Genomic DNA, 23,039 nt, shown 5'->3' on the forward strand with positions numbered 1-23,039 from the left:
CCATGCGGGAGTATGCGAAGTTCTACATCGGCGGCCAGTGGACCGATCCGTCCGGGGCGGAGACCTTCGAGGTCGTGAATCCCGCGACCGAGGAGGTCTGCGGCAAGGTGGCCCAAGGTTCGGCGGCCGACGTCGACCGGGCGGTCGCGGCGGCCCGGCGGGCCTTCCCCGGCTGGTCGACGACCACGGGCGAGGAGCGGGTCGAGGTACTCCAGAACGTCCTCGACGTGTACCAGAAGCGGGCCGGTGACCTCGCCGCGGCGCTGACCGAGGAAATGGGCGCGCCGGCCGCGCTCGCGGGCGGCTTCCAAGTGGGCCTCGGAGCCGGGCATCTGACCACGGCGATCGCGGTGCTGAAGGACTTCGTGTTCGAGGAGCGGCGCGGCGCCACGCTGGTCGTGAAGGAGCCGATCGGCGTCTGCGGTCTGATCACCCCGTGGAACTGGCCCATGAACCAGATCGCGGTGAAGGTGTTCCCGGCGCTGGCGACCGGCTGCACCATGGTGCTCAAGCCGTCGGAGAAGTCGCCCTTCACCGGGCAGATCTTCGCCGAGATCCTGGATGCCGCGGGCGTTCCCGCCGGTGTGTTCAATCTCGTCCAGGGCGACGGCCCCGGCGTGGGGGTGCCGCTCGCCGGCCACGCGGACGTCGACATGATCTCCTTCACCGGTTCGACGCGCGCGGGCATCGACATCGCGAGGAACGCCGCGCCCACGGTGAAGAGGGTGACCCAGGAACTGGGCGGCAAGAGCCCGAACATCGTTCTCGACGACGAGGACTTCGCCGAGAACGTCGGCAAGGGCGTGGCCAACATGATGGGCAACTCCGGGCAGACGTGCAGCGCGCCGTCACGGATGCTCGTCCCCGCCGCACGTATGGACGAAGCCATCACCGTCGCCCGGCAGACCGCGTCCGGGATCACCGTGGGCGACCCCCATGGCGACTTCGTGATGGGGCCGGTGGTCTCGGAGGCCCAGTTCGAGAAGATCCAGTCGCTGATCCGGAAGGGCATCGACGAGGGCGCCACCCTGGTGGTTGGCGGCACCGGACGCCCGGACGGGCTGGAGAAGGGCTACTACGTGAAGCCCACCGTCTTCGCCCGGGTCACTAACGACATGACCGTCGCCCGCGAGGAGATCTTCGGGCCGGTGGTGACGATCCTCGGCTACGACAGCGTCGACCACGCCGTCGAGATCGCGAACGACACGGAGTACGGCCTCGCCGGCTATGTGGCGGGTGCGGACCTGGATGAGGCGCGTGCCGTGGCGCGTCGCATCCGGGCGGGATGGGTCGCGATCAACGACGCGTTCGACTTCGGCTGTCCGTTCGGCGGGTACAAGAAGAGCGGCAACGGCCGGGAGTGGGGCGAGTTCGGCTTCCACGACTACCTGGAGACCAAGGGCATTCTCGGCTAGGGCGTGATCCGCCGGACAGGACCTAGGGGGCGATCCAGACGACACCCCTGCACGCCTGAGGCGGCCTCATCGGGATGACGAGGCCGCCTCACGGAGCGGACATCCGGGTGCGGGCGGATGCGGGCGGGGGCGCCGGACGGGTCAGGCGCCGCAGGACCGCAGGAACTTGCGGGTGCGTACGGCGATCGGGAGCGGTTTGTCCGGCTCGCAGGGGTACATGTCCTGCTCGACGATGGCGAACAGCTCCACGCCCAGACGCTGGGCGGCCACCAGCACCGGCTCCAACTCCGGTACGCCGGAAGGGGGTTCGCACATCACACCGCGCTGCACGGCGGGACCGAACGGCACCTCGTTCTTGACGACGTCGGCGAGGATCGCCGGGTCGACCTGCTTGAGGTGCAGATAGCCGATGCGCTCGCCGTACGTCTCGATGAGCTTGACGCTGTCGCCGCCGCAGTAGGCGTAGTGCCCGGTGTCCAGGCACAGGTTGACCAGGTCGGAGTCGGTGGAGTCGAGGAAGCGCTCCACGTGGTCCTCGGTGTCGATGTGCGTGTCCGCGTGCGGGTGGACGACGATGTCGAGGCCGTAGGTCTCCTTGACCTCGTGGCCCAGCCGTTCCATGCCCTTGGTCAGGTGGGCCCACTGCTCGGCGGTCAGCTCAGGCGGCTCGATGATCTCGGCGGTCTTGTCGTCGCGCCAGAAGGAGGGGATGACCACCAGATGCTTCGCGCCCATGGCCTGGGTGAGCGCGGCGACCTCGCTGACGTGTTCCCAGGTGGAGTCCCAGACGGACGGTCCGCGGTGCAGCCCGGTGAAGACCGTACCGGCCGACACCTTCAGGTCGCGCTTGTCGATCTCGGCGGTGAGCCGGGCCGGGTCGCTCGGCAGATAGCCGTAGGGGCCGAGTTCGATCCAGGAGTAGCCGGCCTCGGACACCTCGTCCAGGAAGCGTTCCCAGGGCACCTGCTGGGGATCGTCGGGGAACCAGACGCCCCAGGAGTCCGGTGCGGAGCCGACCCGGATGCGGTCCAGGGGAGCGGTCATGTCAGGAGGTCCCTTCGGGAGTGGCCGCCACGGGTGCTTTGAGGTCCTCGGCTTCGGGGAGTTCCTCGACGTCGACGCCGCGCACCTGGGCCAGTTCGTGCTTGAGCGCGGCGAGTTCGGCGCCGCCGGCCATGTGGTTGGTCAGCTCTTCGAGGCTGACCTCGCTGCGGGCGGCGCTGAGTTCCATGGTGCCCAGGCGCAACACGCTGAAGTGGTCGCCGACCATGTACGCGTGGTGCGGGTTGTGGGTGATGAAGATGACGCCCAGGCCGCGGTCGCGGGCGGCGGCGATGTACTTCAGGACTACGCCGGACTGCTTGACGCCGAGGGCGGCGGTCGGCTCGTCGAGGATGAGCACGCGGGCGCCGAAGTAGACGGCGCGGGCGATGGCCACCGACTGGCGCTGGCCGCCGGAGAGGGTGCCGATGGGCTGGTCCAGGTCGTCGAGGACGATGCCCATGTTGCGCAGTTCCTCGTCCGCGGTCTTCTTCATGCGGTCGATATCGAGGCGCTGGATCGGCCAGGGGCCCTTGGTCATCTCGGAGCCGAGGAAGAAGTTGCGCCACACCGGCATGAGGGGGACGGTGGCGAGGTCCTGGTAGACGGTGGCGATGCCCTTGTCGAGGGCTTCGCGCGGGGTGGAGAAGCGTACCGGGGTGCCGTCGACGAGGAATTCGCCCTCGGTGTGCTGGTGCAGGCCGGAGATGATTTTGATGAGGGTGGACTTGCCGGCGCCGTTGTCGCCGAGGACGCAGGTCACCTGGCCGGGGTGGACGGCGAGGGAGACTCCGTGCAGGGCACGGATGTTGCCGTAGGCCTTCCCGGCGCTGCGCAGTTCGACGATCGGGGCGGTGCCGTCCTCGGGCGGAGCGTCCGGGAGGATGGCGCCGGCGGGTCCGGATCCGTTGGTTGTCATGGGTCGGTTCACCTCCGGGTCGCCGCGCGGCGGACCCACAGATTGATGAGCGTGGCGCCGAGCAGCATCACGCCGAGGAAGGCCTTGAACCAGTCGGGGTTCCAGCCCGCGTACACGATGCCCTGGTTGACCATGCCGAACATGAAGGCACCGAAGACCGGTCCGATCGCGGAGCCGTAGCCACCGGTCAGCAGACAGCCACCGATCACCGCCGCGGCGATGTAGATCAGTTCCTGGCCGACGCCCTCGCCGGACTGCACGGTGTTGAAGGAGAACAGCTGGTGCATGCCGATGAACCAGGCGCCGAAGCCGACCATCATGAAGAGCGTGATCTTGGTGAAGGTGACCGGTACGCCGACCGCGCGGGCGCTGTCCTGGTTGCCGCCGACGGCGAAGATCCAGTTGCCGTACTTGGTGCGCAGCAGCACCCAGGTGGCGATCGCGGCGAAGACCAGCCACCACACGATGGTGATCTTCACTTGGACGCCGCCGACGTCGAAGGAGGACGCGAAGACCTTCTTGGCCTGGTCGAAGCCGTCCATGGTGCTGATGTCGTCGGTCGCGACGTTGCCGGTGATCAGCTTGGTCACCGCGAGGTTGACGCCTTGCAGGATCAGGAAGGTGCCGAGCGTGACAAGGAAGCTTGGTAGCCCGGTGCGGACCATCATCCAGCCGTTGAACGCGCCGACCGCCAGCGAGACGATGAGTGCGACGATCACGCCCACCCAGACGTTCATGGTCAGTTGGTAGCTGACCATGCTGGCGGTGAGCGCCGAGGTGATCACGGCGACGCCGGCCGAGAGGTCGAACTCGCCGCCGATCATCAGCAGGGCCACGGGCAGGGCCATGATCCCGATCGTCGACGACTGGTAGAGCACGGTCGCCATCGAGCTGCCGGAGCGTACCGACGGCGCGGCGATCAGGAAGAAGACGAACACCGCCACAGCGCCGAGGAAGACGCCGACCTCGGGGCGGGCGAGCAGCCGCAGCGTCAGGGAGCGCTGGGCGGTCCTGCCGTCGGTCTCCTTGGGGCCGGGGGCCGGCGGTGTGGTCACCGCCGGCTCAGCCTGCTGGGCCATGCTCATCACCGGGTGCCCTTCGCGGCGAACTGGGCGACGGCGTCGACGTTGGACTTGTCGACGAAGGCCGGCCCGGTCAGGATCGGCTGCTCCCCGCCGCCGCTGTAGTTGCCGTTCGTCTTGTAGAGCCACAGCGAGTCGACGGCCAGGTAGCCCTGGAGGTAGGGCTGCTGGTCGACCGCGAACTGGATCGTGCCCTTGCTGATGGCGCCGGTCAGGTCCTTGTTGAGGTCGAACGTGGCGATCTTCGCCTTGCTGCCGGCGTCGCCCACCGACTGCACCGCGGTCAGGGCGTACGGGGCGCCGAGGGTGACCACGTAGTCGATCGCGCTGTCCTGCTTGAGCTTGGCGGTGATCGTCGACTTCACGGACGGCATGTCGGTGCCGTTGACGTACAGGGTCTCCGTCTTGCCGCTGAAGGTCTTCTTCACACCGTCGCAGCGCTGGGTGAGTCCGATGTTGCCCTGCTCCTGGATCACACAGACGGCCTTCTTCGCGCCCTCCGAGTTCAGCCTCTTGCCCAGCGCCTCACCCGCCACCGTCTCGTCCTGGCCGAAAAACTCCATCAGGCCCAGCTTCTGCCAGTCGCTGACGCCCGAGTTGAGGCCGACCACGGGGATCTTGGCCGACGTCGCCTTGCTCACGACGTCCTTCATGGCGTCCGGCTTGGCGAGAGTGATCGCGATGCCGTCGACCTTCTGGTCGATGGCGTTCTGGACCAGGTTGGCCTGGCTGCCCGCGTTCGGGTCGGCGGAGTAGATCAGCTTGACGTTGTCCTTGGCGGCCGCGGCCTCGGCGCCCTTGCGGACGATGTCCCAGAACGTGTCGCCGGGTGCCTGGTGGGTGACCAGCGCGACTGTCATGCGGGGCGTGCCGGCCTTGCCGGCCGACACCGCCGCCCCGCTCTCCTCGGACTTCTTTCCGCCGGAGCTGCTGGAGCAGCCGGCTATGAGCAGCACGGATGCTGCTGCGGTCGCGACGAGCGGGGCGATTCTGCGGGTACGGGGGTGAAACGTGCGGTCCATCTTTCCAGCACCTCACTGTGCGACAGGGGAAAGGGAACGGGACGGCGCCGGGGCGACGGGCCCGTGCGGGGCTCGGACAGGACGTCCGGGGTCGATGCGGGTGACGCGGCTGCTTCGTTGGGACGGGATACAAGTCCCTGACGCACCCCCCTGTCAATACTTTGTTAAGACATCATTTCCTGAGCAGGTCCGAATGTCAGTACAAAGTCTTGACAGGGGGGTGCCATGGGTCCTACACCTAAGAGGCACCGGGCGCCCCGTTGCCCGCATCCCCACGCATCAGGAGCGTCACGCATGCCTGAGTCCGCTGAATCCTTCGACGCCGAATCCCTCGACGTCATCACCATGGGACGCATCGGCGTCGATCTGTATCCCCTGCAGACGGGTGTGCCGCTCGCGCAGGTCGAGTCCTTCGGGAAGTTCCTCGGCGGCTCGGCGGCCAACGTCGCGGTGGCCGCCGCCCGCCTCGGCCGGTCCACCGCGGTGATCACCCGCACCGGACAGGACCCCTTCGGCACCTATCTCCACCAGGCGCTCAAGGAGTTCGGCGTCGACGACCGCTGGGTCACGCCCGTCGACGCCTACCCCACGCCGATCACGTTCTGCGAGATCTTCCCGCCGGACGACTTCCCGCTCTACTTCTACCGGCGGCCCAAGGCACCCGACCTGGAGATCCGGACCGACGAGCTGGACTTCTTCGCGATCCGGGCGGCCCGCATCTTCTGGATCACCGGCACCGGCCTGAGCGAGGAGCCCAGCCGCTCCGCCACGCTCGCCGCGCTGAAGGCGCGTGCCAAGTCCGGCACCACCGTCTTCGACCTCGACTGGCGGCCCATGTTCTGGTCCGACCCGGACGAGGCACGCCCGTACTACGCCGAGGCGCTGCGCCACGCCACCGTCGCCGTCGGCAACCTCGACGAGTGCGAGATCGCCACCGGCGTACGCGAACCCCGCGCGTGCGCCGAAGCCCTGCTGGCGGCCGGTGTGGAACTCGCCGTCGTCAAACAGGGCCCCAAGGGAGTCCTGGCCGTCCACCGCGACGGCACCGTCGCCGAGGTCCCGCCGGTCCCCGTGGAGGTCGTCAACGGCCTCGGCGCCGGAGACGCGTTCGGCGGCTCGCTCTGCCACGGTCTGCTGTCCGGCTGGGAGCTGGAGAAGACCATCCGGTACGCCAACGCGGCCGGCGCGCTCGTCGCCTCCCGTCTTGCCTGCTCCTCCGCGATGCCCACCGAGTCCGAGGTCGAGGACCTCCTCGCGCGCGGCTGACCGACGCCACCCCCTGAACGGAGCCTGTCTTGAGCATCAGCATCCCCGACCTCGCCACGGTGCGCGCCCGGCATCCGGAGGCCATCGCCGAAGCGGCCGCCCGCCGGGTCCGCCGCCCGCTGATCGGCGACAGCGGCCGCCTGATGATCGTGGCCGCGGACCACCCCGCGCGCGGCGCCCTCGGCGTCGGCGAGCACCGCCTGGCCATGGCCAACCGCGCCGACCTCCTCGAACGCCTCTGCGTCGCGCTGGCCCGGCCCGGGGTGGACGGGGTGCTCGCCACCGCCGACATCCTGGAGGACCTGCTGCTCCTGGGCGTTCTGGAGAACAAGGTCGTGATGGGCTCCATGAACCGCGGCGGCCTGTCCGGCGCGTCCTTCGAGATGGACGACCGCTTCACCGGCCACCGCGCCGAGGACATCGAGCGGCTCCGCTTCGACGCCGGAAAGCTGCTGGTGCGCATCGACTACGACGACCCGGGCTCCCTGGAGACCCTGGGGACCACCGCGCGCGCCATCGACGACATGGCCGCCCGCCGACTGCCGCTGTTCGTCGAGCCGTTCATATCCCGCCGGGTGGACGGCAAGGTCCGCAACGACCTGAGCGCCGAGGCCGTCACCCGGTCCATCGCCATCGCCTCCGGCCTCGGTGGCACCTCGGCCTACACGTGGCTCAAGCTCCCGGTCACCGACGACCCCGACGACATGGCCGAGGTGCTGGAGGCCTCCACCCTGCCCGCCGTACTGCTCGGCGGCGAGGTCGGCGGTGACCAGGAGGGCGCGTACGAGAGGTGGCGCAAGGCCCTGCGGCTGCCCACCGTCCAGGGCATGGTCGTGGGCCGCTCGCTGCTCTACCCCGCCGAGGGCAGCGTGGAGACCGCGGTGGACACCGCGGTCGGCCTGCTCTGACTCCCACCCCGCCCGCGCCGACTCGCCGCCTCGCGAAGGCCCGCTCTGATTCCCGTAGAGGAGCCCCTCCCGATGACCACCACGCACCATCTGCCCGCGGGCAAGGCCGCCGCCGACGTCTACGCCGTGGACGTCACTCCCGAGTCGGCCGGCTGGGGCCACTCCAGCCTGCGGGTGCTCGAACTGCCCGCCGGCGGCTGGCACGCCTTCGACACCGGCGACAGCGAGTGGATCGTGCTCCCGCTCTCGGGCGGCTGCACCGTCGCGGTCGGCGGCGATACGTTCCGGCTCGCCGGCCGCGAGAGCGTCTTCAGCGGGGTGAGCGACTTCGCGTACGTGCCCCGCGACGCCCAGGTCTCGATCGCCTCGCGCGACGGCGGCCGGTTCGCGCTCACCGGCGCCCGCTGCAACCGCCGACTGCCCGCCCGCTACGGGCCCGCCTCCTGCGTCCCGGTCGAACTGCGCGGCACCGGCTCCTGCTCCCGCCAGGTCAACAACTTCGGCGCGGCAGCCCCCGCCGGAGGCGGTGATGGACAGGGTTTCGAGTGCGACAAGCTGATCGCCGTCGAGGTGATCACCCCCGGTGGCAACTGGTCCTCCTTCCCGCCGCACAAGCACGACGAACACCGGCCCGGCGAGGAGTCCGAACTCGAGGAGATCTACTACTTCGAGTTCGCCCCGCACGAGGGCACACCCGGCCTCGGCTACCAGCGCGTCTCGCCCTCGGGCCACGGCGCCAACACCGATGTGCTGGCCGAGGTGCGCGACGGCGACGTCGTCCTCATACCCGACGGCTGGCACGGGCCGTCCATGGCCGTGCCCGGCCACGACATGTACTACCTCAACGTCATGGCCGGCCCCGGCACCGACCGCGCCTGGCTGATCTGCGACCACCCCGACCACGCCTGGATCCGTGACACCTGGCCGGAGCGGCCGGTCGACCCCCGCCTGCCCCTCTACACCGCCCCCGAGAGGTCCTGATGAGCACCACCACCCGTCGCCTGACGACAGCCCAGGCACTGGTGCGCTTCCTGTCCGCGCAGTACAGCGAGCGCGACGGCGTACGCCACCGGCTGATCGCCGGCACCTGGGGCATCTTCGGCCACGGCAATGTGGCGGGCATCGGCCAGGCCCTCCTGGAGGCCGGCGAGGACACCATGCCCTTCCACCAGGGCCGCAACGAACAGTCCATGGTGCACGCGGCGGTCGGCTACGCCCGCCAGCTCAGCCGCCTCTCCGCGCAGGCCGTGACCACGTCCATCGGCCCCGGCGCCACCAACCTCGTCACCGGCGCCGCCCTCGCGACGATCAATCGCCTGCCCGTACTGCTGCTGCCCGGCGACTACTTCGCGACGCGCTCCGCCGACCCCCTGCTCCAGCAGCTGGAACACCCCGTCGAGGCGGATGTCTCCGTCAACGACACTCTGCGCCCGGTCTCCCGCTACTTCGACCGGATCACCCGCCCGGAGATGCTGATCCCGGCGGCGCTGAACGCGATGCGGGTGCTGGCCGACCCGGCCGACACCGGTGCCGTCACCCTCGCCCTGCCGCAGGACGTGCAGGCCGAGGCGTACGACTGGCCGGAGGAGTTCTTCGCCGAGCGCGTCTGGCGCGTACGCCGTCCCGCCCCCGATCCGTTGGAACTCGCCGAAGCCGTACGGGCGATCCGCGCCGCCGAGCGCCCACTGATCGTCGCCGGCGGGGGAGTGCACCACAGCGAGGCCGAGGCAGCGCTCAAGGCCCTGGTCGACGCCACCGGCATCCCGGTCGCCTCCACCCAGGCGGGCAAGGGCTCGCTGCGTCACGACCACCCCGCCGACCTCGGCGGCATCGGTCACACCGGCACCGCGGTCTGCGACGACATCGCCCGTAACGCTGACCTGATCATCGGGGTCGGCACCCGCTACACGGACTTCACCACCGCCTCGAACACGCTGTTCCAGCAGCCCGGCGTCCGCTTCGTCAACCTCAACATCACCGCCTTCGACGCCCACAAGCTCGCCGCCCGGCCGCTGGTCGCGGACGCGCGGACGGGTCTCGAGGCGCTGGCGGAGGGGCTGTCCGGCCACCGGGTCGACGCGGCGTACGAGGCTGATTACCGCGCGGGCAAGGCACGTTGGGAGGAGGTCGTCGAAGCCGCCTACCGGGCGGAGGACTCCGCCGTACCCACCCAGACGCAGGTCCTCGGCGCCCTGGACGCCGTCGTCGGCGACGACGACGTGGTCATCAACGCGGCCGGCTCGCTCCCCGGTGACCTGCACAAGCTGTGGCGGGCGCGCGGCCCGCGCCAGTACCACCTGGAGTACGGCTACTCCTGCATGGGCTACGAGATCCCGGCCGGCATCGGCGTCCAGCAGGCCGCCCCCGGCACGCCCGTCTGGTCGCTGGTCGGCGACGGCACCTACCTGATGATGCCCACCGAGATCGTCACCGCCGTCCAGGAGGGCCTGCCCGTCAACCTGGTCCTGATCCAGAACCACGGCTACGCCTCCATCGGCGGCCTCTCCGAGGAGGTCGGAGGCGAGCGCTTCGGCACCGCCTACCGGTACCGCGCCGCCGACGGCACGTTCTCCGGGGCCCCGCTCCCGGTGGACCTCGCCGCCAACGCCGCCAGCCTCGGCATGGACGTCATCCGCGCCAAGACCGTACGGGAACTGCGCGACGCCCTGGCCGCCGCGCGCGCCTCGGACCGGCCGACCTGCGTCTACGTCGAGACCGACCCGACGCCCACCGCACCGCCCGCCGAGGCCTGGTGGGACGTACCCGTCGCCGAAGTCGCCTCCCGCGACGCCGCGTCGGCCGCCCGTGAACGGTACGACGGCCACGCCGCCGCCCGCCGCCGCCACCTCTGATCCCGACCTCTTCGCCTGCCCCGCCACCGAAAGGCCCCCGCACCATGAAGACCATCACCCACTGGATCGGCGGCAAGCCCGTCGAGTCCGCCTCCGGACGCTTCGGTCCCGTCTACAACCCGGCCACCGGTGCCCAGGAGAAGCAGGTCGGCTTCGCCTCGGTCGACGAGGTGGACGCCGCCGTCGCCAACGCCAAGTCTGCGTACGAGAGTTGGGGCAACGCCTCGCTCGCCAAGCGCACGGCGATCCTCTTCAAGTACCGCGAACTCCTCGACGCGCACCGCGACGAGATCGCCGAGCTGATCACCGCCGAGCACGGCAAGGTGCACTCGGACGCGCTCGGCGAGGTCGCCCGCGGCATGGAGATCGTCGAGCTGGCCTGCGGCATCGCCGAGAAGCTCAAGGGCGAGCTGTCCACGCAGGTCTCGACCCGGGTCGACGTCGCCTCGATCCGCCAGCCGCTGGGTGTCGTCGCCGGCATCACGCCGTTCAACTTCCCGGCCATGGTGCCGATGTGGATGTTCCCGCTCGCCATCGCCTGCGGCAACGCCTTCGTGCTCAAGCCGAGCGAGAAGGACCCCTCCGCCTCCTTCCGGCTCGCCGAGCTGGCCTCCGAGGCCGGGCTTCCGGACGGTGTGCTGAACATCGTGCAGGGCGACAAGGTCGCGGTGGACCGTCTCCTGGAGCACCCGGACGTCGTCGCGGTCTCCTTCGTCGGTTCCACGCCCATCGCCAAGTACATCCAGCTCAAGGGCGTCGAGCACGACAAGCGCGTACAGGCACTGGGCGGTGCCAAGAACCACATGCTCGTCCTGCCCGACGCCGACCTGGACTTCGCGGCCGACCAGGCGATCAACGCCGCCTACGGCTCGGCAGGCGAGCGCTGTATGGCGGTCTCGGTCGTGGTCGCGGTCGGCGACACCGGCGACGAGCTGGTCGGCAAGATCGCCGAGCGGGCGAAGAACCTGCGCATCGGCCCCGGCAACGACCCCGCCTCCGAGATGGGCCCGCTGATCACGCGCGAGCACCGCGACAAGGTGGCGTCGTACGTCGCCGGCGCGGCGGTCCAGGGTGCCGAGGTCGTCGTCGACGGCACCGGCTACTCCGTCGACGGCCACGAGGACGGCTTCTTCCTCGGTGTCTCGCTGCTCGACAAGGTCCCGGTGACGGCGGACGCGTACAAGGACGAGATCTTCGGCCCGGTGCTGTGCGTGGTGCGCGCCGACACCTACGACGACGCCATCAAGCTCATCAACGCCTCCCGCTGGGGCAACGGCACCGCGATCTTCACCCGGGACGGCGGCGCCGCGCGCCGCTTCCAGCTGGAGGTCCAGGCGGGCATGGTCGGCATCAACGTGCCGATCCCGGTGCCCGTCGGCTATCACTCCTTCGGCGGCTGGAAGGACTCCCTCTTCGGCGACCTGCACATCTACGGCAACGACGGCATCGCCTTCTACACCCAGGGCAAGGTGATCACCACGCGGTGGCCCGACCCGGCCGACGCGGGCATCAACCTCGGCTTCCCCAGCCACTCCTGACTCGCAGTGGCGGCCGGTGCGGGGACAGACCACTTCGGTTCCCGCACCGGCCGTCCTCAGGACCGACCGTCAGGACGATGCGATGGCAAAGGTTCCCGTCCGCCGGACCGCCCGATCTCCACGAGCAGCGGCCGCCATGCCCGTGGGCCTGGACTTCGCGCTGGACCGCAACAGCCCCGTACCGCTCTATTACCAGCTCGCCCAACAGCTGGAGGCCGCGATCCAGCGCGGTGTGCTGAGCCCGGGCAGCCTGCTGGGCAACGAGGTCGAGCTCGCGGGCCGCCTCGGCCTGTCCCGCCCCACTGTCCGTCAGGGCATCCAGAACCTGGTCGACAAGGGCTTCCTGGTCCGCCGCCGGGGCGTGGGCACCCAGGTGGTGCACAGCCAGGTCAAACGCCCGCTGGAGCTCAGCAGCCTCTACGACGACCTGGAGAACGCCGGGCAGCGTCCCACGACCCAGGTGCTGCACAACGCGGTCGAGCCCGCGTCCGCCGAGGTCGCGGCAGCCCTGGGCCTCCCCGAGGGCGGCGCGGTGCACCGCGTGGAGCGGCTGCGCCTCACCCACGACCGGCCCGTGGCGGCCCTGTGCAACTACATCCCGGAAGGGCTGCTGGACGTCGACACCGCCCGGCTGGAGTCGACCGGCCTGTACCGCATGATGCGTGCCGTCGGCATCACCCTGCACAGCGCCCGCCAGTCCGTGGGCGCCCGCTCCGCCTCGCCGGAGGAGGCCGAGCGGCTGGACGAACCGGCGGGCGCCGCCCTGCTCACCATGCAGCGCACGGCCTACGACGACACCGGCCGCGCGGTCGAGTACGGCACCCACATCTACCGTTCCTCGCGGTACGCCTTCGAGTTCCAGTTGCTGCTCCGTACGTGAGCGCGCCGCGACCGGCAGGCGGACGCCCGCCTCTCACTCGCTCGCCCGTCACTCCCCGGCGTCGCGGCGGGCCCGGTCGCGGCGGCGCAGCAGGAGGAAGCCGCCCGCGAGGGCGGCGACGCCGGTGGCGGCGGTCCAGGCCGGCAGGTCGGAGGAACCGGTGGCGGCCAGGTCGTCGCCCTTCCCACCGAGGGGGCTCGCGGAGGCGGAGGGCGTGGCGGACGTACTGCCGGAGGGCGACGCACCGGACGTACTGGTGGTGGGCGTAGGCGATGTTGTCGCCTCGGCGGCGGTGGCCCGGGGGCGGGTGAACGCCAGCGTGCCGAAGCCGAGTTGGTCGTAGCCGCCGCTGTTGGGACCGTAGTCCCCGCCGCCCCCCTCGGGCGCGAACCGGGCCGCGATCTTCGTGAGGTGCGGCGCGTCCAGCCCCCGGCGCTCGGTGTAGTGGTTGGCGATCATGGCCCAGATCGGCCGGGCCATGGCCGGATCGACGGCCGCCGCCGCGGACGCGGTCTCCGAGCCCGACCAGATGCCGGGTGCGCCCTTCTTACGGGTGTACGAGGTGTAGGGCACGTCTCCGCCCAGGCTCCACTTGGCGACGTACTGGGCGCCCTTGAGGAAGCGGCTGTCGTCGTAGCCGTACAGGTCGATGCCCTGGTTCCAGGCCATCTCGCAGATGGTGCCCATCAGGCCGACGCCCAGCAGGGCATGACCCTGGTCGCGGCCTGCCTCGACCCATTCGGCCAGGCCGTCGGCGTACACGACCGGGATGGCGTTCTTGACGGAGCCCATCCCCGTGCCGTGCTTGAAGTACTCGACGGCCCGGTCGACCTTCGCCCGGTCGTCGCACAGGATGCCGATCGCGAGGACGGAGGCGATGTTCGTCAGGTCCCAGTTGGCCCAGTAGTTGGTGATGTAGGAGCCGTTGTGGTGGGCGAGGAAATCCTCGCTCAGCGGGTGGAAGACGTCGAGCATCATCTTCTGGAACCGGGCCAGTTCGAAGCCGTCGTGGCCGCGGACGAGCTCGGCGGCGTTGGCGAACTGGTAGCCGTAGAGGCCCGAGGCGAGGAACCGGTCGGCGCTGCCGTCGAGCCTCGTCAGCCTGGCCGACCAGGCGTTGAGGATGTCGCGGGCGGTGTCGGCGTGCGCGGTGTCTCCGGTGACGTGCCAGCGCAGGGCGTTCTGGTAGGCGGCGTGGATGTCGTTGTAGAGGGTGGCGTAGTTCTCGGGCGTGCCCGAGCCGCGGTAGACGGTCGCCTGGGGGTTGGCCGTCCAGGTGCTCTGGGCATGCCGGTTGGCCGTCAGCCTGGCGAAGCCGGCCGTGTAGGGCTGCGCGCCGGCCTTCACCTGGGTCGCCATGCGGTGCAGATCGGCCCGGGTGTGCAGCATCCCGGGGTGCGCGAAGGCACCGCCCGCCGCCGCTGCCGGGGCCGCCGCGAGGACGGTGCCGGCCACGGTGGCGCCCGCGGCCGCACCGGCGATCTTCAGCATGTTCCGGCGACTGATCTGTGCTGTCACTGACGTGGTTCCTTAGCGCTCGGTGCCCGGGGATGCCTACGCACAGGAGACGCCGTGGAACGCGGCCGATAACAGAAAGTCGCCCGGCCGTCCTTCATGGACGCGATGACGGATCCGGTCCGGCCATCGCGACCGCCCGTCATGCCAGCGGCACCCATGCGCCCCGCTCGGCGGAGCGGGACATCGCGTCCAGCGCGGCCGCGCTGTGCACCGCGTCGGCCAGCGTCGCGCCGTACGCGGTGTTGTCGGCGATCGACCGCAGGAAGTGGTGGGCCTCGATGACCTTGAGATCGTCGTAGCCCATGCTGTTCGCGGAGCCCGGCTGGAAGGCCGCGTACTCGCCGTCCCCGGGGCCGACGTACACCGTGCTCACGGGCTGGTCCTGGTACGACGTACCCCTGCTGACGCCCAGCTCGCCCATGCGCCGGAAGTCCCAGAAGACCGCGCCCTTGGTGCCGTGCACCTCGAAGCCGTAGTTGTTCTGCTCGCCCACCGAGACCCGGCAGGCCTCCAGCACGCCCCGCGCACCGGAGGCGAAGCGCAGCAGACAGTTGACGTAGTCCTCGTTCTCCACCGGGCCCAGTTCGCCGCCCGTCGCGCGGGTGTGACCGGCGGTGGCGCCGGTCGGGCGGGCCCGCCGAGGCAGGAAGATCGCGGTGTCGGCGGTCAGTGCCTCGATCTCGCCGAGCAGGAAGCGCGCCAGGTCGACGCCGTGCGAGGCCAGGTCGCCGAGGACTCCGCTGCCGCCGCGCTCTCGCTCGTAGCGCCAGGTCAGAGCGCCCTCGGGATGGGCCGCGTAGTCGCTGAACAACCGGATGCGGACATGGGTGACGGTGCCGATCTCGCCGGAGGCGATCAGTTCGCGGGCGGCGGCGACGGCCGGGGCACTGCGGTAGTTGAAGCCGACCGTGCCCTGGACCCCGGCCTTGGTGACCGCGTCCGACACGGCTCGGGCATCCTCGGCGGTCAGTCCCACCGGCTTCTCGATCCAGATGTGCTTGCCCGCCTCGGCCATGGCGAGACCGATCTCGCGGTGCAGGAAGTTCGGCGCGGCGATGCTCACCGCCTGGACCCGGGGATCGGCGGCCACCTCGCGCCAGTCGCGGTGGGCGGCGGCGAAGCCGTACTGGGCCGCGGCCTCCTCCGCCCGGCCCGGCACCTCGTCGGCGACGGCGACCAGTTCGGGCCGCAGGGACAGCCCGGGGAAGTGGTGGGGCACGCGGGCGTACGCCTGGGTGTGCACCCGTCCCATCCAGCCGAACCCCACGACGGCAACGCCGAGCGAACGCACCATGACTGCCCCTCTTTGGACCGGTCCAACGATTTCCCGGCTCACATTGAAGGCCGTTGCAGTGCGTGTCAACCCCTTTGACAAGCTCACCCACCGTATGGAACGGTCCAGGAATGGAGCCATGCAGACCATGAGAGCACCGACGATTCGCGACGTCGCCGAGCGGGCCGGAGTGTCGAAGTCGCTGGTCTCCCTCGTGCTGCGCGGCTCCGACCAGGTCCGTGACGAGAAGCGGCAGGCCGTTCTGGCCGCCGTCGAGGAGCTCGGCTACCGGCCCAACGCCGCGGCGCGCAGCCTCAGTGAGCGGCGCACCCGCACGGTCGGGGTGCTTCTCAACGACATGCGCAACCCCTGGTTCGTGGAGCTGCTGGACGGTCTGAACTCCCGGCTGCACGACTCAGGTCTGCACATGCTGCTCGCCGACGGCCATCTCAACCGGCGTCTGGGCGAGGACCTCACCCGTACCTTCGTGGACCTGCGTGTCGACGGTCTGATCGCCGTCGGCACCCTCCCGGCCGCCGAGGCGCTGCGGACGGCGGCCGGGCAGATCCCCACCGTGGTCGCGGGCGCCCGGGAGCCCGAGCTGCCCGGTGTCGACGTGGTCGCCAACGACGACGAACGCGGCGCCCGCCTTGCCACCGAACATCTCATCGGCCTCGGCCACCGCCGGATCGCGCACATCGCGGGGCAGGGGATGGTCGGTGAGCTGCGCCGCCGCAGCTTCGAGGCGGTCATGCGCGAGCACGGACTGGCCGCGGAGGCGGTCGTGGAGCAGGGCGACCTGACCGAGGAGGGCGGCTACCGTGCCACGGTACGGCTGCTCAGCGCCCGCGAACGGCCCACCGCCGTCTTCGCGTTCAACGACATCGCCTGCGTCGGCGCCCTCTCGGCCGCGGAGGAACTCGGCCTCCAGGTGCCGCGCGACCTCTCCCTCGTCGGCTACGACAACACCTACCTCTCACGGCTGCGGCACCTGTGGCTCACCACCGTGGACAGCGCCGGCCATGACGTCGGCCGCCGTGCCGCGCAGTGCCTGCTCGACCGGATCGCCGACCCCGCCCGCCCCGGCGAGGTCGTCCTCACCGCCCCGGCCCTCGAGGTCCGCGGCACGACGGCGCCCCCACTCGGTCAGGCGGGAGCCGGCGCCGCAGCGACGGCGGTGCGGGCGGTGAGGGACGCCGAGTAGCGGCGCAGCAGGAGTACGGCGGTGGTGGCGAGGCCGGTGAGCAGACCGAGCCAGATACCGACGGTGTCGAGGCCGAGTGGGTAGGCCCCCAGCCAGGCGGCGGGCAGCCCGACGGCCCAGTAGCCGATCAGCGTGATCCGGAAGCCGCTCCTGGTGTCGTCGAGGCCGCGCAGCAGTCCGACGCCGATGTTCTGCGCGCAGTCGAAGAACTGCAGGAACGCGGTGACGACCAGCAGATGCGTGGCGATGTCGAGCGCCCGGTCGGAGCCCGATTCGAGGAACGGGGCCAGCACCAGCCCCGGCAGCGTGACGTAGACGACGCCGACGACCGTCATCACGGCCGCCGCGCAGGCGAGCGCGGTGTTCTTGATGCGCCGGGCGTCGCCGATACGGCCGAGGGCGAGCTCGCGGCTGACGTTGATGGACGCGGCGTGGGAGAGGCCGACCGCCACCTGGAAGACGATGTAGACGAGTTGGTTGACGGCCGTGTGCGCGGCCAGCGCGGCCGGGCCGAAGGAACCGGCCATCAGCGCGGTGAGCGAGAAGAACCCGGCCTCCGAGCCGTAGGTGGCCGCGATCGGGACGCCGAGGCCGACCAGGCGCCCGACCGTGGCCTGGTCGGCCTCGGTGACGTTCAGGCTGAGCAGCGGTGCCAGCTCGGCGTCCCGCCGCGCCGAGACGTACAGGGCGAGGAAGGACAGCAGGTACACGGTGGATGTGGCGACGCCGATGCCCGTGAGGCCGAGCTTCGGCAAGCCCCAGGTGCCGTGGATCAGCACCCAGTTGAGGCCCGCGTTGACGGCGATGGACGCCACGGTGATCTGGAGCAGCGCCTGCGGGCGCCGCATCCCGACGGTGAACTGGCGGATCGCCTGGAACCACAGACAGGGCAGCAGTCCGGGCGCCAGCGCGAACAGCATCGTCCGGGCGCTGTCGACGACCGCCGCGTCCTGCCCGAGCAGGCCCAGACACTGGCCGACGAGGATCATGAGGACGGCCCCGGCGACACCGGCGAGCGTGGCCACGGCCAGACTCGCCCGGACGATCCCGCGGACGTCCTCGCGCGCCTTGCGCTGCTCGGCCTCGGTGGCGTTCTCCGCGCGGGCCGCCGCGGCGGCGATCTGGTTGCCCACGGAGGTGACCAGGCCGACGCCCATGGTCCGCACCTGGTTGAAGATCACGATGGCCAGGCCGCCGGCCGCGAGTTCCCGGGTGCCGAGCAGGCCCATCATCACGGTGTCGGTGGTGGTCAGCGCGACCTGGGCGAGCTGGGTGAGGACGAGCGGCACGGCGAGGGTGGCGAGCGCGCGGCTGTCACGGAGGAGAGTGGTCGGCATGAGGGTCATCGGTTCCTGCGGAGTTTGGTGAGGAGCTCGTCGATCTCCCGTTCGGTCGCGGGAGCGAGCAGTTCGCGGGCGTGCATCCAGTCGTCGTTGAACACCGTGTCCAGGTACTTCTCCCCGCCGTCGTTGACGAGCGCGACCATGGTCGTGCCCGGCGGCAGCGCGGCGAGCCGGGTCAGTGCCTCGTGCACGACACCGCCCGCCGAACCGCCGATGAGCAGTCCGGTCCGGGCCACGGCACGGCACGTCGCGAACGCCTCGACGTCGCCGACCTTGACGCCCTCGTCGATGAGCCCGAAGTCGACGAGCGCACCGATCTCGGCGCCCTCGGGGGTGCCGGTGCCGGACTGGTAGTAGTCGTGCGCGGGCCCGCCGAACGCGATCGATCCCTTGGGCTCGACGCCTATCGTCGTGAAGTCGGGTATGAGCGTACGCAGTTCACGTGCCGTGCCGCAGAGACCGCCGCCGGTGCCGACCGCGCCGACGAGTACGTCCAGCCTGCCGTCGAGCGCCTCGTGGAGCTCGTGGGCGACGGGGAAGTAACCCACGCCGTTGCTGGGGTTGTTGTGCTGCTCGGTGAAGATCGTGTTGTCCTGGCCGCGTGCCATCTCCTCGGCGTGTTCCTCGCGCGCGGCGGTGGCCAGTTCCTCGGAGCCGCCGTCGTCGTCGACGTAGACGAGCTCCGTGCCCATGGCCTTCATGGCGCGCAGTTTGTCGGCGCTGGCGTGGTGGTCGACGACGGCGGTGAAGGTGTAGCCGCGCTCGGCGGCGACGACGGCGAGTCCGAGGCCCGTGTTGCCGGAGGTCGACTCGATGATCCGGCCGCCGGGGCGCAGTTCGCCGCGTGCCTCGGCGTCGGTGATCATCTGCCGGGCCATCCGGATCTTGGCGGTGCCGGTCGGGTTGAACATCTCCAGCTTCAGCAGCAGTCGGCTGCCGGTCTCGGTGGCGGCGAGTTCGAGGAGAGGGGTGTATCCAATGAGGTCGGAGACGCGGGAGACCACGGCGGGGCGCTGAAGTGCTCCGGGCATGCGAAGGCTCCTGGGGGAGTCGGGCGACGTGGGGGTGTCGGGCATGTGGGGAGGTCAGGCGAAGTGGCGGTCGAGGCGCCAGCGCGGACGGGGATGCTCGGTCCGGTCGATGACGACCTTGGGCGGCAGGGGCAGGTCGTGGAAGGGCGACTCGTTGGAGTCCATCTGGTAGCCGGCCGTGTTCGGGTAGACGAGCAGGTCGCCGGCGCGTGGCCGTCGGGGGAAGGGGATCTTCCGCCAGGTGAGCATGTCCGACTCCAGACAGGTGGCCGCGCCCACGGCCGCCGGGTAGGTGCCCACGGGGGCGACCGCGCCGAGCGAGAGCAGGTGCGGCTCGGGCAGGTACTCGCTGTTGAACCACTGCTCGGACAGACTCAGGCTCGTGCCGTCCACGGTCAGCAGCCGGTACCCGTCGCGTTCCTTGACGCCCTGGATCCGGAAGACGCTCGCGCCCGCCTTGTCGAGCAGCGCCCGTCCGGGCTCCAGCAGCAGCACCACTCCGGAGTCGTTCAGCAAGGCGGCGAGGCTCTGGTCGTATCCCTCGGGGCGGGCGGCGAGCAGGGCGCGCAGCGCGTCCGCTCCGGCGACGGGGGAGTGGTACGGGTAGAAGTCGGCGGGGTCGAAGGTCCGGCCCGCGTGGTACTGCCCGCCGTGCTGCTCGCCGAGGAAGGTGCCCCAGCTGTCGGCGTCGGTGTAGGCGATCGGCAGCCCGCCGCCGACGCTGATCCGGCTGGCCTCCAGGCCCAGCACGCGGGCCTTGAGGCACAGTTCGAGCAGTCGCCCGGCGAGATCGGCCCGCGCCTGGACGGCGTATCCGGACAGATGGAAGCTGAAGCCCTCCATCCGTACCGCCTCGCCCGCCTGGGCGCACCGGTTGAGGGCGGTGGCAAGCTCGGCGTCGTCCATGCCGAACCGGCTGTGCCGCTGGGTGCCCGGCAGGCATCGCAGCAGCACCCGGGCCGGCCGGACCCGCCCGCTCACCACGGTGGTGACGAGCGCGTCGAGTTCGTCCAGCGTGTCCACGGCGATCAACGCGCCCTGCTGGACCGCGAGGCGCAGCAGCAGGGCGTCCTTGGCCGGTCCGGTGACGACGAGGTGCTCGCCGCGCATCCCGTGCCCGAGCGCCTCCCTCAACTCGCCGAGGGACGCCACGTCGACTCCCGCGCCCCCGGCCGCGGCGCGCTCCACCCACACCGCGGCCTTGTTCGCCTTCTTCGCGAAGTACACGAACCCGTCCACGCCCGCCTCGTCCAGAGCCGCGCGCATCGCCCGCAGGTTCGCGTCGAAGGCGTCGGGCAGCAGGAAGTGGAAAGGCCCGCCGAAGGCGTACGAGAGCTCTTCGAGCAGCCCGCTGCCCAGCACCGCGTCGGTCGCGGCATCGGGCAGTGCGGGCAGTGAGGGCAGCGAGGGACCGGTGGAGGGGGCATCGCTCAGCGCCACAGCGCCACCTCCGTACCGAGCCCCTGTGCCAGCGCGAGCTGCGCGAACCGGTGGCCGAGGGCGATGTCGGTGACGACCAGACCGCTGTTGTACGCGAAGATCCGCTCCGTCGCCGAGCCGCGTGCCGCGGTCGCGCCCGCCAGTATCTGCGGGAACTCAGCGTCGACCGCGGGGAGTTTGCCGTCGGCGTCCGCCATGTCGGTGCCGGTGACGTTCATCTGGGCCTCGCTGGTGGCGATGACCCGGTCGGCGCGGTGCAGGGTGGACGGTGCGAGACCGTGACCGACGAGGACGGACAGCGCGCCGGGCTTGAGCCAGTCCGCCTCGACGGCGGCCGGGGTGTGGCCGCCGGCTGTCGCCACGATGACGTCGGCGTCCCCGGCGGCGGCCCGCAGATCGGTGACGACCTCCACCTCACGGTCGGGGAAGTACGACCGCAACTGCTCGCGCACCGTGGCGATGCCCTCGGGGTGGGTGCCGGACAGCATCAGCCGGTCGAGGTCCGGCAGGGTGGTGAGCAGGAACGGCAGCGCGAGCCGCCCCTGCGTCCCGGTGCCGATGACCAGGGCGCTGCGTGCGCCGGGCGCCGCGCACTCACGGGCGAGCAGCGCGGAGACCGCCGGGGTGCGCAGCGATCCGATGCGGGAGCAGTCCATCATCGCCACCGGCAGTCCCGTGACGTCGTCGTAGACGGTCAGGGAGGTGTAGTAGTGCTGCTCGTCGCGGCCCTTGTCCAGGCCGTGCTTGTACGAGGTCTTGATCGCGACGACATCGCGGGAGCCGTCCCGGCCGAGCATCGCGTAGGCGACCGAGTGCCCGTCCGCGGGCTTGACCGTCAGTTTGCGGGGGTTGTCGGACTGTCCGGCGTGCAGGGTGCGGTTGGCGCCTTCGACGGTCTCGACGACATCGGCCAGGGATATGTCGATTCCGGCCAGGTCGCCGGTGGACAGGATGCGCAGGCTCCGGTCGTCGCCGGGGACGGCGGTGAGGTCGGTCATGGTCGTGTTCCTCCTGGGCGTGGGGGGCCGGGCGGTGGCCGGGTGCTCAGCTCGCGTGCGCTCGACGGGCGGCACGGTCGCCGTGCGCTTCCAGGGCCGCCTGGCCGTAGCCGTGTTCGTGGGCCTCGGCCAGCGGGCGGGAGCGGCGCCCGGGCACCCGTACGGAGGCGCGCTTGAGCCAGCGGTCGGTGCCGTCGTAACGCGCCCCGAAGGGGACCCGGCCGTGCACCACCAGGTCGTTGTCGACGACCAGGACCTCACCGGGGTTCAGGCTCACCGCGCGGGAGACGCGGGAGAGTTCGGCCGCCAGGCGCGCATAGGCGGCCCGGTGCGCCGGGGAGGCGTCCTCCAGCGGGGTGTACGCCGGGTCGAAACGCAGCGTCAGCCCGTCCCGGGCGTGGAACAGCGTGGGTACGCGGGGCGGGGCGGCGCCGTCGAAGCCCTGGGCCTCGGCGTAGGCGTCGTCCGGCAGGATCGGCAGCGACGGCCGGGTCAGCAGGCTGATGTCGGCCTCGTCCAGCTCGACCTGGCGGATGCTGGCGGCGGTGGTCGCGATGTTGTCGTGATTGCGCATGCAGCTGAGCATCAGCAGATGCGCGCGGCCGGGGTGGAAGGCGTCCTCGGTGTGCGGGCTGAGCAGCACCGTGCTGCTGGCGCCGGTCTGTTCGTCCTCGTGCCCGGGGGAGGGGACGATGTTGTGGACGTAGCGGCCGTCCTGCTGCCCCTCCCAGGCGATGGGGTTACCCATCAGGGTGGCCAGCAGGAGCAGGGTGATGTCGTGCAGGGCGCCGCTGTCGCCCGCGCCGGCCCAACTGGTGGGCGTGGGGCCGAGGTCGTGGTCGTCGACGTCCAGTCCCCCGAGGACGTACAGGCCGTCGGCCGTGTCGACGGGGCGGCAGTGGTGGCGGAGGGTGTCGCCGCAGGCGTCGGCGGCCTGGGCGACTCGTTCCAACAGGGCTTCGGACGTGGCGGATGTACCGAATTCGGCCAGTATTTTCTCCGCTGCCCGGCGGAGTTCGCCCACGGAGTGGGCATCGAGCGTGCGGACAGGTGCGGCTGCCGTGCTCATGGCAAAGAGATCCCGTTCTCTGGGTGTGTGTGGGGGTTGGCTGTGCCTGCGCTGTGAACGGGCGGAACGCTAGCACTTAACTTAGGTAAGGCAAACCTTACTTACTTTTCCATGGCTGAAACGCCGTCATCACCCCACCGGTCTGGGCCAGTTGTCGACGGCGGGCCTGCGGTTTGCCTGGTGAACCGGCGCTACGCCATCTTGCGGAAACGGCTGTCGTTAGGGTAGGCAACCCTAAGA

19 protein-coding genes are annotated in these 23,039 nt (G+C 70.7%); 8 read left to right on the top strand and 11 right to left on the bottom strand.

Annotated elements, in window-relative coordinates:
• Positions 1–2: 2 nt before the first annotated feature.
• Positions 3–1,415: an aldehyde dehydrogenase family protein gene (locus ACFVWD_RS22185; protein ID WP_389598284.1), complete on the top strand. Its 1,413-nt coding sequence runs from the start codon at positions 3–5 to the stop codon at positions 1,413–1,415.
• Positions 1,416–1,556: 141 nt separating this feature from the next.
• On the opposite strand, the gene ACFVWD_RS22190 is transcribed toward ACFVWD_RS22185, so the two are convergent.
• Genes ACFVWD_RS22190 through ACFVWD_RS22205 form a run of 4 tightly spaced genes read right to left on the bottom strand, consistent with a single transcriptional unit; the run spans position 1,557 to position 5,479 of the window.
• The gene (locus ACFVWD_RS22190; RefSeq protein WP_389598286.1) at positions 1,557–2,459 is read right to left on the bottom strand and encodes a sugar phosphate isomerase/epimerase family protein; all 903 of its coding nucleotides are present in this window, start codon (positions 2,457–2,459) and stop codon (positions 1,557–1,559) included.
• 1 nt (position 2,460) lies between these two features.
• A complete protein-coding gene (locus ACFVWD_RS22195) occupies positions 2,461–3,375 on the bottom strand; it encodes an ATP-binding cassette domain-containing protein (RefSeq protein ID WP_389598288.1) in 915 nt (304 codons plus the stop codon).
• Between the two features lie 8 nt (positions 3,376–3,383).
• Positions 3,384–4,460 (bottom strand): ABC transporter permease, encoded by a 1,077-nt coding sequence (locus ACFVWD_RS22200; RefSeq protein WP_389598290.1) that lies wholly within the window; start codon positions 4,458–4,460, stop codon positions 3,384–3,386.
• Positions 4,460–5,479, bottom strand: a complete 1,020-nt coding sequence (locus ACFVWD_RS22205; protein WP_389598291.1) for a sugar ABC transporter substrate-binding protein — start codon at positions 5,477–5,479, stop codon at positions 4,460–4,462. Before ACFVWD_RS22205 ends, ACFVWD_RS22200 begins: the two co-directional genes overlap by 1 nt.
• A gap of 294 nt (positions 5,480–5,773) precedes the next feature.
• Between ACFVWD_RS22205 and iolC the strand changes: the two genes are divergently transcribed.
• From iolC to ACFVWD_RS22235, 6 genes are all read left to right on the top strand, one after another.
• Positions 5,774–6,745 carry a 5-dehydro-2-deoxygluconokinase gene (gene iolC / locus ACFVWD_RS22210; protein ID WP_385382957.1) on the top strand — a complete coding sequence of 324 codons (972 nt, stop codon included), beginning with the start codon at positions 5,774–5,776 and terminating at the stop codon, positions 6,743–6,745.
• A gap of 29 nt (positions 6,746–6,774) precedes the next feature.
• Positions 6,775–7,653 (top strand): deoxyribose-phosphate aldolase, encoded by an 879-nt coding sequence (locus ACFVWD_RS22215; RefSeq protein WP_389598293.1) that lies wholly within the window; start codon positions 6,775–6,777, stop codon positions 7,651–7,653.
• 72 nt (positions 7,654–7,725) lie between these two features.
• Positions 7,726–8,634 carry a 5-deoxy-glucuronate isomerase gene (iolB, locus tag ACFVWD_RS22220; protein ID WP_389598294.1) on the top strand — a complete coding sequence of 303 codons (909 nt, stop codon included), beginning with the start codon at positions 7,726–7,728 and terminating at the stop codon, positions 8,632–8,634.
• Positions 8,634–10,505: a 3D-(3,5/4)-trihydroxycyclohexane-1,2-dione acylhydrolase (decyclizing) gene (iolD, locus tag ACFVWD_RS22225; RefSeq protein WP_389598296.1), complete on the top strand. Its 1,872-nt coding sequence runs from the start codon at positions 8,634–8,636 to the stop codon at positions 10,503–10,505. The genes iolB and iolD overlap by 1 nt, the downstream gene beginning before the upstream one ends.
• A gap of 44 nt (positions 10,506–10,549) precedes the next feature.
• Positions 10,550–12,043 carry a CoA-acylating methylmalonate-semialdehyde dehydrogenase gene (locus ACFVWD_RS22230; RefSeq protein WP_389598298.1) on the top strand — a complete coding sequence of 498 codons (1,494 nt, stop codon included), beginning with the start codon at positions 10,550–10,552 and terminating at the stop codon, positions 12,041–12,043.
• Between the two features lie 136 nt (positions 12,044–12,179).
• Positions 12,180–12,923, top strand: a complete 744-nt coding sequence (locus tag ACFVWD_RS22235) for a GntR family transcriptional regulator (RefSeq protein WP_389598382.1) — start codon at positions 12,180–12,182, stop codon at positions 12,921–12,923.
• Positions 12,924–12,971: 48 nt separating this feature from the next.
• On the opposite strand, the gene ACFVWD_RS22240 is transcribed toward ACFVWD_RS22235, so the two are convergent.
• Complete coding sequence (locus tag ACFVWD_RS22240; RefSeq protein ID WP_389598384.1) at positions 12,972–14,414, bottom strand: alginate lyase family protein; 1,443 nt, start codon at positions 14,412–14,414, stop codon at positions 12,972–12,974.
• 166 nt (positions 14,415–14,580) lie between these two features.
• A complete protein-coding gene (locus ACFVWD_RS22245) occupies positions 14,581–15,735 on the bottom strand; it encodes a Gfo/Idh/MocA family protein (RefSeq protein WP_389598300.1) in 1,155 nt (384 codons plus the stop codon).
• 127 nt (positions 15,736–15,862) lie between these two features.
• On the opposite strand from ACFVWD_RS22245, the gene ACFVWD_RS22250 reads away from it, so the two are divergent.
• Positions 15,863–16,918, top strand: a complete 1,056-nt coding sequence (locus ACFVWD_RS22250; RefSeq protein WP_389598385.1) for a LacI family DNA-binding transcriptional regulator — start codon at positions 15,863–15,865, stop codon at positions 16,916–16,918.
• Here ACFVWD_RS22250 and ACFVWD_RS22255 read toward each other — a convergent pair.
• The 5 genes from ACFVWD_RS22255 to ACFVWD_RS22275 are packed head-to-tail and all read right to left on the bottom strand — an operon-like array spanning position 16,861 to position 22,799.
• A complete protein-coding gene (locus ACFVWD_RS22255) occupies positions 16,861–18,255 on the bottom strand; it encodes an MATE family efflux transporter (RefSeq protein WP_389598302.1) in 1,395 nt (464 codons plus the stop codon). The genes ACFVWD_RS22250 and ACFVWD_RS22255 overlap by 58 nt on opposite strands.
• 5 nt (positions 18,256–18,260) lie before the next feature.
• A complete protein-coding gene (locus tag ACFVWD_RS22260; protein WP_389598303.1) occupies positions 18,261–19,292 on the bottom strand; it encodes a cysteine synthase family protein in 1,032 nt (343 codons plus the stop codon).
• A 54-nt stretch (positions 19,293–19,346) separates the two neighbouring features.
• Positions 19,347–20,732 carry a Y4yA family PLP-dependent enzyme gene (locus ACFVWD_RS22265; RefSeq protein ID WP_389598305.1) on the bottom strand — a complete coding sequence of 462 codons (1,386 nt, stop codon included), beginning with the start codon at positions 20,730–20,732 and terminating at the stop codon, positions 19,347–19,349.
• On the bottom strand, positions 20,723–21,730 hold the full coding sequence (locus ACFVWD_RS22270) for an ornithine cyclodeaminase family protein (protein ID WP_389598307.1): 1,008 nt from the start codon (positions 21,728–21,730) through the stop codon (positions 20,723–20,725). Before ACFVWD_RS22270 ends, ACFVWD_RS22265 begins: the two co-directional genes overlap by 10 nt.
• Before the next feature lie 46 nt (positions 21,731–21,776).
• The gene (locus ACFVWD_RS22275) at positions 21,777–22,799 is read right to left on the bottom strand and encodes a TauD/TfdA family dioxygenase (protein WP_389598309.1); all 1,023 of its coding nucleotides are present in this window, start codon (positions 22,797–22,799) and stop codon (positions 21,777–21,779) included.
• Positions 22,800–23,039: the final 240 nt, after the last annotated feature.

This window comes from Streptomyces sp. NPDC058086, from assembly GCF_042885015.1.
GTDB lineage: Bacteria > Actinomycetota > Actinomycetes > Streptomycetales > Streptomycetaceae > Streptomyces.

Bases quoted from the DNA above. Each gene is read 5' to 3' on its own strand.
- ACFVWD_RS22185 (WP_389598284.1), top strand. From the start codon at position 3: ATGCGGGAGTATGCGAAGTTCTACATCGGCGGCCAGTGGACCGATCCG.
- ACFVWD_RS22205 (WP_389598291.1), bottom strand. From the start codon at position 5,479: ATGGACCGCACGTTTCACCCCCGTACCCGCAGAATCGCCCCGCTCGTC.
- ACFVWD_RS22270 (WP_389598307.1), bottom strand. From the start codon at position 21,730: ATGACCGACCTCACCGCCGTCCCCGGCGACGACCGGAGCCTGCGCATC.
- ACFVWD_RS22190 (WP_389598286.1), bottom strand. From the start codon at position 2,459: ATGACCGCTCCCCTGGACCGCATCCGGGTCGGCTCCGCACCGGACTCC.
- ACFVWD_RS22260 (WP_389598303.1), bottom strand. From the start codon at position 19,292: ATGCCCGGAGCACTTCAGCGCCCCGCCGTGGTCTCCCGCGTCTCCGAC.
- iolC (WP_385382957.1), top strand. From the start codon at position 5,774: ATGCCTGAGTCCGCTGAATCCTTCGACGCCGAATCCCTCGACGTCATC.
- ACFVWD_RS22195 (WP_389598288.1), bottom strand. From the start codon at position 3,375: ATGACAACCAACGGATCCGGACCCGCCGGCGCCATCCTCCCGGACGCT.
- ACFVWD_RS22235 (WP_389598382.1), top strand. From the start codon at position 12,180: ATGCCCGTGGGCCTGGACTTCGCGCTGGACCGCAACAGCCCCGTACCG.
- ACFVWD_RS22200 (WP_389598290.1), bottom strand. From the start codon at position 4,460: ATGAGCATGGCCCAGCAGGCTGAGCCGGCGGTGACCACACCGCCGGCC.
- ACFVWD_RS22240 (WP_389598384.1), bottom strand. From the start codon at position 14,414: ATGCTGAAGATCGCCGGTGCGGCCGCGGGCGCCACCGTGGCCGGCACC.
- ACFVWD_RS22255 (WP_389598302.1), bottom strand. From the start codon at position 18,255: ATGCCGACCACTCTCCTCCGTGACAGCCGCGCGCTCGCCACCCTCGCC.
- ACFVWD_RS22250 (WP_389598385.1), top strand. From the start codon at position 15,863: ATGAGAGCACCGACGATTCGCGACGTCGCCGAGCGGGCCGGAGTGTCG.
- ACFVWD_RS22275 (WP_389598309.1), bottom strand. From the start codon at position 22,799: ATGAGCACGGCAGCCGCACCTGTCCGCACGCTCGATGCCCACTCCGTG.
- ACFVWD_RS22245 (WP_389598300.1), bottom strand. From the start codon at position 15,735: ATGGTGCGTTCGCTCGGCGTTGCCGTCGTGGGGTTCGGCTGGATGGGA.
- iolB (WP_389598294.1), top strand. From the start codon at position 7,726: ATGACCACCACGCACCATCTGCCCGCGGGCAAGGCCGCCGCCGACGTC.
- iolD (WP_389598296.1), top strand. From the start codon at position 8,634: ATGAGCACCACCACCCGTCGCCTGACGACAGCCCAGGCACTGGTGCGC.
- ACFVWD_RS22230 (WP_389598298.1), top strand. From the start codon at position 10,550: ATGAAGACCATCACCCACTGGATCGGCGGCAAGCCCGTCGAGTCCGCC.